General features: G+C 44.4%; 9 protein-coding genes. All 9 read left to right on the plus strand.

Annotated elements, in window-relative coordinates; all coding sequences use genetic code 11:
- Positions 1–232 precede the first annotated feature (232 nt).
- On the plus strand, positions 233–838 hold the full coding sequence (locus tag NLZ44_RS22065) for an IS607 family transposase (RefSeq protein WP_493753056.1): 606 nt from the start codon (positions 233–235) through the stop codon (positions 836–838).
- Positions 759–1,910 (plus strand): RNA-guided endonuclease InsQ/TnpB family protein, encoded by a 1,152-nt coding sequence (locus NLZ44_RS22070; protein WP_493751171.1) that lies wholly within the window; start codon positions 759–761, stop codon positions 1,908–1,910. The genes NLZ44_RS22065 and NLZ44_RS22070 overlap by 80 nt, the downstream gene beginning before the upstream one ends.
- 17 nt (positions 1,911–1,927) lie before the next feature.
- Entirely contained in the window at positions 1,928–2,278 is a 351-nt protein-coding gene (locus NLZ44_RS22075) for a hypothetical protein (protein WP_006618146.1), read from the plus strand.
- Positions 2,279–2,396: 118 nt separating this feature from the next.
- Positions 2,397–2,831 carry a DUF1824 family protein gene (locus NLZ44_RS22080; protein WP_493751172.1) on the plus strand — a complete coding sequence of 145 codons (435 nt, stop codon included), beginning with the start codon at positions 2,397–2,399 and terminating at the stop codon, positions 2,829–2,831.
- 576 nt (positions 2,832–3,407) lie between these two features.
- Positions 3,408–4,406 (plus strand): RNA polymerase sigma factor, RpoD/SigA family, encoded by a 999-nt coding sequence (locus NLZ44_RS22085; RefSeq protein ID WP_493751173.1) that lies wholly within the window; start codon positions 3,408–3,410, stop codon positions 4,404–4,406.
- Positions 4,407–5,110: 704 nt separating this feature from the next.
- On the plus strand, positions 5,111–6,244 hold the full coding sequence (locus tag NLZ44_RS22090; protein ID WP_493751174.1) for a hypothetical protein: 1,134 nt from the start codon (positions 5,111–5,113) through the stop codon (positions 6,242–6,244).
- 2 nt (positions 6,245–6,246) lie between these two features.
- Positions 6,247–6,501, plus strand: coding sequence for a Nif11-like leader peptide family RiPP precursor (locus NLZ44_RS22095; RefSeq protein WP_493751175.1), 255 nt, complete (start codon positions 6,247–6,249; stop codon positions 6,499–6,501).
- Between the two features lie 197 nt (positions 6,502–6,698).
- Positions 6,699–10,652 (plus strand): eCIS core domain-containing protein, encoded by a 3,954-nt coding sequence (locus NLZ44_RS22100; RefSeq protein ID WP_493751176.1) that lies wholly within the window; start codon positions 6,699–6,701, stop codon positions 10,650–10,652.
- Between the two features lie 49 nt (positions 10,653–10,701).
- Positions 10,702–13,551 (plus strand): eCIS core domain-containing protein, encoded by a 2,850-nt coding sequence (locus tag NLZ44_RS22105; protein ID WP_493751177.1) that lies wholly within the window; start codon positions 10,702–10,704, stop codon positions 13,549–13,551.
- Positions 13,552–13,664 lie beyond the last annotated feature (113 nt).

Below are 13,664 nucleotides of genomic sequence, written 5' to 3' on the forward strand. Positions count from 1 at the left end.
TGCCTATGCTAGAGCTGTGCTGAAGCTCACCAATCAGACCCGTGGCGACGCACTGCATCTCAGTATGGGGTATTAAACCGAACGAGATAGTCGCTTGAGCCAGCCTTTGAGAATCACTCTCAAGAATTTTCCATCAGAAAAAAGTTCTCTCCAGAGCATGATTTAATCTCAAATTAGGTTAATATTTTAGGGCAATACGGTATAATAAGCGAGAAGGGTTGAGGATAAACCTATTGCCAGATATGTCAAACCCAAGGAAGCGGCCCAAATCCTTGGAGTCCATGAAAGAACACTCCGCAGATGGGACGAAAATGGCTCAATCGAGACCATCAGAACCCCCGCTGGGCAACGACGATACAACGTTGAGTCATATACTGCCAAATCAGGCAGTGACAAACGCAAAGTCGTTATCTATGCCAGAGTTAGTAGCCGCGCCCAGCAGTCAGACCTCAACCGACAGGTGGCCGCACTGTCCAACCTCTACCCCGAAGCAGAAGTCGTCTCAGAAATCGGAGGCGGGCTCAACTTCAAGCGAAAGAAAATGCTGGCCTTGCTGGGACAAGTCTTGTCAGGAGATGTCCGCATGGTTGTCGTTGCCCATAAAGACCGACTGGCAAGGTTTGGATTTGACTTGTTTCGATGGCTCTGCGAACAAAACGGGTGTGAACTCGTGGTTCTCAATCAGACAAGTCTCAGCCCAGAACGAGAAATGGTTGAGGACATCCTCACCATCCTCCACTGCTTCAGTTCCCGACTCTATGGGTTGCGAAAATACCAAACTCAGGTCAAAGAAGATCCGGATTTACCCCAGCCCCGAGCTAAATCAAGTCTGGCGTAAATGGCTGGCTGCTTGTCGGTATTGCTACAACCAAGCAATTGCATTATCCCGGAGTGGTAAACGACTAAGCAAGTTAAAGTTACGCAATAAAGTGATGCAGAGTGACTTACCCGAATGGGTCAAAGAAACACCCTGCCACATTCGGCAAAATGCCATCTTTGATGCCTATCAGGCTTTGACCGCCAGTCCTGATGCAAGGTTTAGAAGTTGTCATGACAGCTCTCAAGGGATTAAGTTCAATAATACTAATTTCTCTTCAGGGAGTTGGTATCCAAGACTCACGAAAGGATTAACTTTCATGGTTTCCGAACCCATCCCTAAAACTTGCGGGCAAGGGACTCAGTTGGTGTTTACCAAAGGTCGATGGTTGGCGATTTTCCCTGAACCAGTTGCCGTTACCCCAACTGAAGCGAATGGCGTAATTGCATTAGACCCGGGTGTCCGAACTTTCATAACTGAGTTTGATGGCTCTCGGTTTCTGGAATTGGGCTCCGGGGATATTGGACGCATTACTCGGTTATGTCAACATTTGGATGATTTAATGAGCAGAATCGCCAAGGAACCCTGTCGTTCAAGAAGGCGACGGATGAGGCAAGCGGCTCAACGAATGAGAACCAAAATCCGCAATCTAGTTGATGAAGCCCACAAGCAAATTGCTCATTACTTGACTCACAACTACAGCATAATTTTTCTGCCGACCTTCGAGACTTCCGATATGGTTGCCAAGGTGAAGCGTCTAATCAGGTCTAAGACTGCCCGCGCCATGCTGACATGGGCGCATTATCGATTCAAACTAACCCTGAGACATCAAGGGGAAATAACTGGAACCACAGTTGTAGATGTGACGGAAGAATACACCAGCAAAACCTGTACTCACTGTGGTCATGTGCATTCCCAGCTAGGTGGCTCAAAAGTGTTCCGATGTCCTGAGTGCGGGTTCACTCTACCCAGGGACTGGAACGGTGCTTTGGGAATCTTTCTAAAAGCTTTGCGGGATACCGCCTCTGTTACCTTAACGGGTAATAGTGCTATCGTCGCATTGTCAGGCAATAGCCGGAAAAATGTCGCGTAAATGTATCAGGTGACATTATGGTTAAACAAGAGCAAACCAAGTTCAGAACCATTCAACTCACTGAAGGTGTATTAGTTTCAACTCCCATTGAAGAATTCTGCATCCCCGCCCTACGAGCCGGGTTTTCTGGATATCCGGTCAATCCCCGTTGGAGTGGTGTCAAATTCCACGCTTGGAAAATCGGTCGCCAGATGCGTGAAGACCTATCAAAAGGTATTCTGGTAGTGCGGACTACTGATTCTATGTTGGTTTTAGCAGAAAATGAAGCCAACCAGGAAACTACAGAAACTCCATCTACATCTCAAAAATCGGGATTGATGTTTTCGACCCTGTTTCGTCGTAAAAAACGCGAGTTGACTCCAGCTTGACCAGCAGAGTAGGGCGGTATATACCGCCCTAAATTATTTTCTCCCAGGGTAATCCGGCTTTTTTTTCGCCACAGATTTGCTAGGATTAGGATAGAAGTAATTTTTAAGCCAACTCCCAATGTCTCCTCAAACGCCTGCTGATTTAACTGTCGTTGAAGCCCAAAGACTCCTAGAACAGTTCACTTGTATGGATATCACCGCGACAGCATCTATAGATAATCCAGCAGTGGTGCGCCAGGCGTTAGTGCTTCTAGCCCATGAGTCAGAGTATCAAATGCTGGGAATTTGTGCATCTTCGCGGACAGAGGCGATAACAGCATTAAAGGAATACTTACCGAAACTGGGTTACAACGCGGAGATTAACTCCGATGAGATTCCCGACATTGAAGGCCCAGTATATATCAAATTTAATGGTCGCAGTGTCTCTTACCATATTAGCTCCTACCTAGAAAAGTATCGTGGGGTACTGGTTTCCTGTCAGTCTTCGGAGGAAAATGGGGTGAACGGTACTTATGGCCATTTTCCTTTAGATCTGTTTGCTACAGCCGAGTAGGGGTATTTCCCTGTGGGGCTGAAATGATCGAGGGGTGTGGACTACTGGTTGAGTGGGTGAAAACCGGGAAAAATGGTTCGGGTATCTCTGAACTGCTGGGGTGTCAAATATGAGGAATTTTAGGGCAGTATAGTAAAGAGTCCCTATAAATTGGTATAATCACAGATTTACCATTGAGGACTTGACCTAGACTGAATAGTATGACATAATGTGAAGAGATGTAAACCTAGCTAAGTTTAAAATAAGCATCTCGACTGGCTTTAGAGAGGATGACTAAGGCTGTCATATTGAGAAAGGTTGTGAGCGATCGCAGTTACTAAATTTGCAAGTGAGTCTATGGATCTCAGTATCTTGGGGTCCCTGCGTCAAAATAGGACATTAAAAACCTCGTGGCGATAAAGTAAAAGGAATTTAGCTTCAGAACATCAGGACAACATATCTACCAGAAGGCAAGGCTTTCAAGAAACCGATCATATATATAACGGAGGACATATTGACTATCCTGACTGTCTATCTCACTCCTTGCTAGGGGGTCGCTGCCAGTTTATTAGCTGTTTAGGGAGGGTAAAATTGACTATGGCAACTGCTAAAACCACACAAACTGAATTAACATCGCGGAACCCCCGCTCTGGTGCTTCCATGGATGCAGTGCGGACTTATTTGCACGAAATTGGTCGAGTTCCACTTTTGACCAGAGAAGAAGAAATCATCCACGGTAAAAAAGTACAGCAGATGATGAGTCTGTTGGAAATGCGCGATGAGTTAACGAAACAACTCGATCGCGATCCTACGGCGGCGGAATGGTCAGCGAAGGCGGGATTGAGTGAGTCGGAAATGACTGAGATCATGAATCGCGGTCGTCGTGCGAAGCAGAAAATGATCGAGGCGAATTTGCGACTGGTGGTATCTATCGCCAAGAAGTACCAGAAACGGAATATGGAATTCTTGGATTTAATCCAAGAGGGAACTCTGGGTCTGGAAAGGGGTGTTGAGAAATTCGATCCTATGCGCGGGTATAAATTCTCAACCTATGCTTACTGGTGGATTCGCCAAGCCATTACCCGTGCGATCGCCCAAAACTCTCGGACTATCCGTCTGCCGATCCATATTACAGAAAAACTGAACAAAATTAAAAAAGTTCAGCGGGAATTGTTCCAGCAGTATGGTCGCAATGCTACTCCCACGGAAATTGCGAAAGCATTAGATTTGGAACCGTCTCAGATTCGGGATTATTTGTTAGCTTCCCGTCATCCGGTTTCCCTTGACCTGCGAGTTGGTGATAACCAGGATACGGAACTGCAAGATCTACTGGAAGATGAATCGGCTTCTGCTGATAACTATGTTACCCAACAACTGTTGCGGCAGGATCTCAAAGACCTGATGGCGGATCTGACTCCCCAGCAGCGGGAAGTGTTGACTTTGCGCTACGGTCTCAATGACGGTAAGGAAATGTCCTTATCCAAAGTGGGAGTACACATGAACATCAGTCGTGAACGGGTGCGCCAGTTGGAAAACCAGGCTTTGAACCACCTGCGTCGTCGTAAAGCCCAAATGCGGGAATATCTGGCCTGCTAATCGATGATGAACATTGACCCGGCTTCTACCCAAGCCGGGTTTTTTAGTTATTATACGAACAGCACTGGAGCATGAAAACCTTGTCTCAAGAGAGCAAGGATGAAAGGCGACACGGGTACTTTAGTGCCCGTCAGCCCAAGACCTGATCAACTCTCGAACAACATGGCTGTTTGACTTGACACGCTTACTAGATAAATGCTACACCGATTGAGCGTGGATAAAGGAAACCAACCACTTAAAAAACCTTGTTGCCTCAAGGCGTACACTGAACCTTGACAATTGGATCTATGCGGTTTGGCTGCATTGTTCTAGCTTCCTCCTGGCAGCAGGTAAAAGATTCACAGGAACTAGACAAATCAGTTTTTGAGGTATATTTGCTTCAATCTAAACAGGATTGGCAGAAATGCAACTACGGTAGGGCATACCGAAAGTAACGCTTGGGGAGAGTCCCACCTCTGGGCTAGACGACGCAAGGAATCTAGTTTAAGTGGTCTCGGTGAGCCAAGAATCCCCGTCTCTTCAGAGCGGGGAGTGTCAATGCTGATACACCCTCACCGGATCTAGGAAATTCCGACTCCCAACTTTTGCTAAAATGCTCACCAATGCCCCATTCATGGTTTGGGAGTGGCAATTTTCACGAATGCCTGATTATCAAACTTAGGAAAGCCAAGCCTCATTTTTGAATGTAATTTCAAGATTTTCCTATGGCAAGTCTGACTGATTATTGGGAGGCGATCGCCCCTTCTATTTCCCCGGATTTAATTTCGCCAGAATCCCTGAGCCGTTTGGCGGCGGTGGGGCGACATTTCCCTAGTGCGATCGCCTCTTTGGTGGGGTTTGAATGTCGCCTAGCAGACCCTCAACCCCAAGCTGATCTGTTTTTGCGGGTGGTTCCAGAAACCGGAGGTCGCGACATCCTGGCTGGTAGCGAAGCCGTGGAAACGCTTCCGAAATTATATCATTTGTTGGCGGGTTATGCCACAATTCCCTCGCTGTCTTCTCGGTTAATTGACCATCCAGTATGGCGAAAAATTAGCCGATTTTGCCGGGAATGGTCTAACCCTGATACATCCTTTTATCGGACTGTGAATGATTTGTGGTTAGAATTTGATTTAACGGGGGATTTAACTGGTGATTTCACTACGGATAGAGCAATTCCGGTTCCCAGTGTATTTTGGGGTTCGGAACAGGTGGCGGATTTAGAAAATCATCTCAATTGGTGGCTAGACAGTCGGTTAACTTCTGCACAAAGACAAATTATTCACCAGACTTTCCAGGCTTTACCTCCAACGGCAAAATTATTTCAAAGCGGGGTTTTATTAAGTCGAAATACCCAGGCTATAAGATTTTATATAGCTGATATTTCTCCCACACAAATATATCCGTATCTTGAAAAACTTGGATGGTTAGGCGATCGCTATAGTATCGGAGCTATTTTATCTCTGCTATCTTTGGGAATAAATAAAACTAATTTACAGCTAGAAATAGATGGAAATAGTCTCAGTAATCAAATGGCGGTGGAATGCTATTTAGAAAACCGAAAAGCCTGGCAAATCTTTCTCGATGGTTTAGTGAAAACAGGATTTTGTCTACCTGAAAAACGAGACGCAATCCTGAGTTTTGGCGGCTTGACCCATGAGAGAGATTCCCCGGCAAAGTGGCCGGAAACTTTACGGCGGCGCTCTCAACTTCTGGGTAGGGATTGGGAAAGTGTCTTATTTCGGAGATTAGCTTATGTAAAACTAACTTATCGCCCCGGAATACCTTTAGAATTTAAGGCGTATTTAGGGGTTCAACCTGGCTGGATAAATACCAAATCTTGGGGAGTAAAATTATAAATATGCGAGCATTTATAGAAGCGATCGCCAATCATCCAGAATGGCAGGAAAAAATCATGGCGGCTGACCACATTCAAGACTTGCTCAAAATTGCCACATCCGCTGGATATAATATCACCATCAAAGAATTAGAAGCTACCCTAACTGAAGATTTTGGTGAACTGGTCCTTGAGTTAGACAATAGCCCTGGGATTTCTTCTGGTTACGCCCGCATTTGGCTAACTCAACTGATAGAATCGATCTGTTTTTGTAGTTAAAATACCCATTGACCATCAACTTTGGGTAATATATCAATGCTAATTTTCCGTAAAAATTGTGAATTTTAGTTAACATTTATGCAGCCTATATCTGGAAAACCTTATAATGATTAGGGCTAAAAGCCATGATATCGCCGATTGTGTCTGGAAGTGGCAAACCCCTAAAGGGTTGACTAATCAGGGTTAAGGGGGTAAAAATGTCGAAAATTAGAACCAAAGCGCCACAACTATCACCCACAACCAACCGAGTCCAGACCAAGAAGACTTTACCGCTTGGGCGATCATCATTTACCTCTGAAACTGAAACCGCCACCAGCGAAACCTTGACCGAAGGGCGATCGCCGTTTTTTTCTCCCCCAACGCCACCAGAAATTCAACCCCAATCTTATCCGGTTTCTGGCTACCAATTTAACCGGGTTTCGATCCTGGAGTACACGCCAGCCAAACTGCAACCCAAACGGCTGATAACTACCCCAGAAGAGGAAGACAGGGAAGCAGAAACCGATATCGGTGGAGAAGAGATAGCGGAAATGGACGAACTCGCGCCGCCGTCCGCCCCCCCACCGGAGGAAAACCCACCCAAACCGCCGGACACGCAACTACAACGTCAGCCAAAAGGAGGCGGTTCTTTTGTGGCTTCTTCTCAGATCGCCAATCGGATTATACGCCGCAAAGGTCGCGGCATTCCACTTCCAGACCCGGCCCGCGAGTTTATGGAGTCTCGGTTTGAAAATGATTTCAGTGGGGTTCGTCTTCACACGGATAGCGAGGCGGTTCAACTAAGTCATAATTTGAGGGCGAAAGCATTTACTCACGAAAATGATATCTATTTTAACGCGGGACAATATAACCCGAATTCGGTGGGAGGAAGGCGGTTATTAGCCCATGAATTAACCCATACAATTCAGCAAACAGGGGCGAGAGTTCAACGGAAATATAAAGGCGATCGCCCTCGGAAAATTAACCGAATGCAACGGAAGGCGATCGGCAGAGTTCAGCGTTCGGATGAAGAGAATGTTAGTATTAATTTAAAACCGCTATCGGCGACAATATCCTCTCTGGGTAGTTCTCCAATTCAGCGTTCGGATGAAGAGAATGTTAGTATTAATTTAAAACCGTTTTCTGCCAATTCTGGGGGGTTATCTTTTCAACCTCAACTGATAGTTGGCGCACCTGGAGACAAATACGAACGAGAAGCAGATCACATGGCTGATCTGGTAATGTCGATGAATTTACCTGCTATATCCCCACCGATTCAACGGGAGGAAGAGGAGACAAAATCGGTAGTTTCTCCGACTATTCAACGCATCAATAGCCACCGTCCCCGTCGGCGTGCGGCTGTTCCCTATAGCCTTCTTCATTCTACGGAAGAAAGTGAGGATGAACAAAATGTTAATATTACGCTAAAATCTAAAAAGACTAAAAATAATCGTCGATTCAAACCGAATAACAAACGCGGTGTGCCGGGTGCATTTGCAGCGAGTCAAGATATTGAAAATAAGCTAAAATCCAAAAAAGGAAGCGGCAATCCTCTACCAGAGGAAACGCAAGAGTTTATGGAATCGCGGTTTGGTCAGGATTTCTCAGAAGTGCGAATTCATACTGATGGGGAAGCAGCCGAGATGAATCAAAACCTGGAAGCTAAAGCATTTACTCACGGTCAAGATATTTATTTCAATACAGGGGAGTATCAGCCGGACTCGGAGAGTGGGAAAAAATTATTAGCCCATGAACTGACTCATACTATACAACAAACTAAGCCGAAAGCGAAGTCTAAATCGAGGCAAGAAATTCGGGAAAAAACACCAAAACTTCAGCGGAAACCCGATTTTTTTGGGATGGGTTTAAAATCCAAGCTGGAGCAAAAAATCAAGAAAGAACGAGAAGAAGCACAGAAAAAATACGAAGAAGAGAAAGAGAAAGAGAAAGAGAAAGAGAAAGAGAAAGAAGAAACAAGTGAGGATGTAGAGGCAGAAAATCCCGACAAAAAACAGGAAGAAAGTCAAGAGAAAAACAAGAGCAAAAAACATATTAAAAAGATTAATAAAAAGCCGAAAAATTCATCTAAAAATAATAATTATTCACCAGATGAAGATGTGAATAATCAGACGATAGTTCAACAGAAGAAACAAGACAATTCCCAAGAAAAAAATGAGGGTAAAGACGAGAATCAAGATGAAGGTAAAGATGAAGGTAAAGATGAGGAGCAAGATGAGAAAGGCAAAAAGGAAAAGGAGAAATTAGAAAAAGACAAAAAAGGTGTCAGTGACAAATGGGCAAAAGAAATAGACAGTAAGAAAAAGGAGGGCGGAGATTTTTCGGAAGCTCACAAGACCCAGCAAAACACGGAAAAACAAGCAGATAAAACCAAACAACTGCTAGACGCTGAGGATGAAGAAGCAGCGAAAAGTCAAGGAGAAAATTTAGAAAAAGAGTCGGATAAAACGACTGAATCAGAACAGAAAAAAGCGGATCAAGAAGAAAGTAAAGAAGAAGCGACTCAAAATAAAGATTTAGAAGAGGCGAAAAAAATCAAAGCACAAGGGGATGCTGAAGCTGATCAAGCGGAGGGAGAAGCGGAAGAGAAAGCGGAGGGAGAAGCGGAAGAACAACAGAAAGAAAATAGTCCGGAAGATGGCTTTTTAGAAACGGTGGGAGCTCAGGAAGGATTAAGAGATCCTGGTGTTGTGGAAGCGCCAGATTTGAGTGGTAAACCTGCGCCGCGATCGCCTAATGCTGATCCAGCATTTCAAGCGGCAGTGACACAAACGGAACATCTAGCAGCGGAACAGAGTAGCCACAAACCGGCCCAGGATAAAGCGAGAGAGGCGCAAGATGCCTCGGTAGATACTGAGCAGCAAATGCGAGAAGCCCAAGCCTCGCAGTCGGAAGAGGCTTCCCATAAAGAAGTACAAGCGTTTAATAAAGAAGAATTTATCAGTAATCTTCTGGCTATTTTAGAGCAAAATAAGCCGGAAAGCCAGAAAGATGTGGAAGGGGGAAAAGGTGCATCTGAAGCTACGGAAGATATCCTAGAAGAGGTTGAACACAGTAAGGACGACTCAGGGGGTGAACTGGAAGAGTCAGCGACACGGGAGCCAGCACCGGAACTGGAGGAACCTAAGATTTCAATTCCCACGCCAGATCCGATGGAAGAAACCGGAGAAGCGCCGATTCCAGAAGCGATAGATGCGGAGGCGACTGTTCCGAAATCTCAGTCAGAAGAAGATGTTGAAAAGCCTTTGGAGGAAACTCAGCAGGCGTTAAGTGAATTAATTCCCCAGAAGCTACAGAAGAAGTTAATTGTTGGCGCAGCGGGTGATCAATACGAACAGGAAGCCGATCGCATGGCGGAAGTGGTGATGAAGATGCCAGAGGGGGCAACTGAATCGCCAGAAGAGGAGGAGATAGAAGGGGAAACTGAGGGGGTTCCGGTGAATACGGGGATGGTGCAATCCCCACGGACAATTCAACGGAAAGAAGAGGGATTTACGGCGGAAAAACCGACTCAAGAAGGGCAGGTACTTCTTGATAAAAATCGGGTGGAATTGTATGAGTCGGAATCGGGAATAAATGTTTCTGGTGCGGTGGAACAAGCCGAAGAAAATGTTGAGGAAACGGGGAAAAAATTTAGAGAAAAAGAAGAGGGGATTCAGGAAGAAACTCTTGATGTGCAGGCTGGGTCGGTTCTTGACTCTCAAGAACAAATGTTTGATAGCCGATCGCAGGAATTTATTAATGTCGCTAATACCCAAGCTGAATCCCAACATAAGGACGAAGAGGAACGGGCGAGAGTTACCCAAGAAATTCAGGCAATTTACGACACAACTCAAGTGAATGTTAATGGCATTCTGGAACGGATGGATGCTAGGGTTAATGCTGAATTTGAAGCCACCAATAAGAAAGCGAGGGCAGCATTTGAAGCGAAACAACAAGAATTATTTGCCCAGTGGAAACATGATTATTATTATAACAGAAACCCGCTGTGGTTACCCTGGATAGAGATTAAAACGGGTTGGGCTTATGTGAGAGTTCGCTTTTATCTGAAAAGATTTTTTAATAGCCCGCTGTGGGCGATCAATAAAATTTTTACGGGACTCCCGGGCGAAGTGAATAGTATTTATGCAGTGAGCTCGGGAAGTATTTATTGAGGAACAGAAAGCGGGGATATATCGGATTGCGGATATTGTTGAAGAAGAATTGACGAATGCGAAAAATGCGGTGCAAGAAGGACGCGATCGCGTGAATGATTATGTGGCTAATTTGCCGGACAGCTTGAAAGCAGTTGGCACGGAAGCGGCGGAGAATGTGCAGGCACAATTTGATAGTTTGGAAAGCAGTATTAGTGATCGACAAAATCAACTGGTTGATGATTTAACTAAGAAATATGAAGCGAGTATTCAGGAAATTGATAAACGTATTCAAGAGTTAAAAGACCAAAATAAAAGTTTGATTTCTAAAGCCCTAGCTTTTATTGTGAAGCTGGCGGCGTGGATTCTGCGGCAGGTTTTGCGAATTGTGGAGCCAGTCATTAAGATGATTCCGGGGGTGGGAAATCGAGCGGGGGATTTTTTGGATGCGCTTGTTGACGACCCCAGTGGCATTATGGATGCTCTATTTAGTGGGGTGGGTGATGGATTTAAAAACTTTGGTAAAAATATTGTAACTCACCTGAAAAATGCTTTCTTTGATTGGCTATTGGGAATGGATATGCCGATCAAGTTTCCCGATAAGTTTGATTTGCGGGGAATTCTGGATATTATCCTGCAAGTTTTGGGCTTGAGTAAAGATTATATTTTGGAACTGGCATCTGGGGAGTTACCAGATTGGGCGAGCGATATTTTAACGACTCTGATTGAAAAGGGTCCGGGGGCGTTAAAAGAGTATTTGGCATCGATACCGGAGGATTTACCGCCTTTGGCGTTGAGCTTTTTTAAGGCGATCGTGGAGTTCCCCAGTAAAGGGGTGATGGTGTTGTGGGACTTCATTAAATCCGGTTTATCCACGATGAAAGAGCTGTTTATGAATGGCATCATGTTTGAGGTGGTGATTCCTCAAATTGTGATAGCGGGGATTCAATGGGTTTTGAGTTTGACTAACCCTGCTTCTGGAGTGATTAAAATTGCTAAAGCCATTGTTAATCTGCTGATATTTTTTATAAATAATATGCAGATGATCAGGGATGTCTTAGAAGCACTGGGTGAGGTGATGGATGCGATTATATCTAAAATTGTGAGCCAAATTTCTCAGGCTGTTGAAGCGGCATTGGCGGACATTCTGCCCTTGGTTTTGGGGTTGTTAGCTAGTGTTTTGGGTTTAGGAGGTATTCCTAAGAAGATCCAGAAAGTGATTACTAAATTAAAATCTCCGGTTGATCAGGTTGTCGGCGGTGTTTTTTCGTCGGTAGGCACAGTTTTGAGTCTGCTGGATCCGACATCTTTTATGATGGGTGCTTTGGAGGATAAAGGATCTAATAAGAAAAAATCAAATAACAAAAAAAAGAAAAAATCTAATAAAAACAAGTCAAAAAAACGGAAAACCAAAAAAAGCAAAACCAAAGCTAAGAAAAAGGATAAAAAGAAACGGAAAAAAAATAAGGATAAACGCCAAAAGTCCCAAGCTAAGAAAAAGGATAAGAAGAAACGGAAAAAAAATAAGGATAAACGCCAAAAGTCCCAAGCTAAGAAAAAGGATAAGAAGAAACGGAAAAAAAATAAGGGCAAAAAGAAGAAACCTTCCCAAGTCCTGAAGAAAGTGGCGAAAAAATTAACAAGGCAAATCAAGAAAAACCCGAAAGCCCGTCGGGTTAAAAAGGTGCTGAAACAATTTAAGAAGAAATATAAACTTAAATCCCTGAAAATGACCAAGAATAAAAAGACTAAAAAAGGGAGGAAATATCTGATTGTTGGTGTTGCGAAAAATACCAATAATAAGAATGGTAAAGTTCAGAAAAAAGAGGCATCAGGAAATGTTGAAAATCAGACAATAACGCCGGGAATGGAAAGGGCTTTAGAAGAACAGCAAAACCAAGGAGAACCTCTATCAACTGGGGTTCGGGAACCGATGGAATCTGCTTTTGGGCTGAATTTGGGGCGAGTTCGCATTCACCGGGATACGGAAAGCGATCGCCTGAGTCGTTCTTTGAATGCTAAAGCGTTTACCACAGGAAGAAATATTTTCTTCCGTCAAGATACTTATGCTCCCCATAGTTATGAGGGCCAAAAACTCCTAGCCCATGAACTGACCCATGTGGTGCAACAGTCAGGAGAAAAGCCTGATATTCACCGTTTCTTTGCATCAGATACCTACAGTCGAGAAGTGATTCCGGTGGTTCAGATGAGTCCCACGAAAATTCCGACAATTCAGGCGAAGAAAGACAAGAAGAAAAAGGTCAAAATTAAATCTAAGGTGAAAAATACTAAGTTGAAAATGACTGTAATTATTACCGATAAAAAGACGAAGAAAAAGCCGAAAAAGAAAAAGGGTCAAAATATAGATAATCCCGAAGTGATGGAAGAGGTGCAATTGTCGCCGACATTGATCAGTAATGTAGTTGAGGCGATCAAGGCGATTATCAATCAGAATCCTGAAAAAACAGCGGTGAGCAATAAACTGGAAGATGTGCGAGTTAAATTTGCTCTGGAAGTGGTCAAACTTGTACGGGCTGTCACCATTGGAGATAGCTTTGCTTACATTATTAGTATTCGGGGTCAGGGTAAATATTTAGATGCCCAAAAAATGCAGGCGTTTCTGAAGCGACTGGCTCGCCAGGCGGGTACACCTCATAATATTGGTATGGAGCAAACTAGAGGCATGAAACCTAAGTGGCCAATAGACGATCGCACTATGTCTTCTAGTAGACAAAGGGGGCGATCGCCAGTTATCCCCGCCCAGGTTGAATCGAAGCAACTCAACGGTCAACCAAAACCCAAGTTTGACATTACCACAAAGGTCAAGCCAATCAACGCCAACAGTATCGAAGTGATCGTTAGGGCTAACCCAGAGGCACAAAATGAATCACAACCAGTCAGCAAATCCCCCAATTCCTAATCTGTTACCTAGTCCCCAGCACCCAGTCCCCATCCCCTATTCCTCAGTCCCTAGTTTATAGTCTCCAGAGTCTTTTATGAAATTTCCCCGAAAAAATTATATTTTGGTTCAAA

The sequence above is a fragment of the Arthrospira sp. PCC 9901 genome, assembly GCF_059013425.1.

Bases quoted from the DNA above. Each gene is read 5' to 3' on its own strand.
- NLZ44_RS22070 (WP_493751171.1), top strand. From the start codon at position 759: ATGGGTTGCGAAAATACCAAACTCAGGTCAAAGAAGATCCGGATTTAC.
- NLZ44_RS22085 (WP_493751173.1), top strand. From the start codon at position 3,408: ATGGCAACTGCTAAAACCACACAAACTGAATTAACATCGCGGAACCCC.
- NLZ44_RS22100 (WP_493751176.1), top strand. From the start codon at position 6,699: ATGTCGAAAATTAGAACCAAAGCGCCACAACTATCACCCACAACCAAC.
- NLZ44_RS22090 (WP_493751174.1), top strand. From the start codon at position 5,111: ATGGCAAGTCTGACTGATTATTGGGAGGCGATCGCCCCTTCTATTTCC.
- NLZ44_RS22075 (WP_006618146.1), top strand. From the start codon at position 1,928: ATGGTTAAACAAGAGCAAACCAAGTTCAGAACCATTCAACTCACTGAA.
- NLZ44_RS22095 (WP_493751175.1), top strand. From the start codon at position 6,247: ATGCGAGCATTTATAGAAGCGATCGCCAATCATCCAGAATGGCAGGAA.
- NLZ44_RS22080 (WP_493751172.1), top strand. From the start codon at position 2,397: ATGTCTCCTCAAACGCCTGCTGATTTAACTGTCGTTGAAGCCCAAAGA.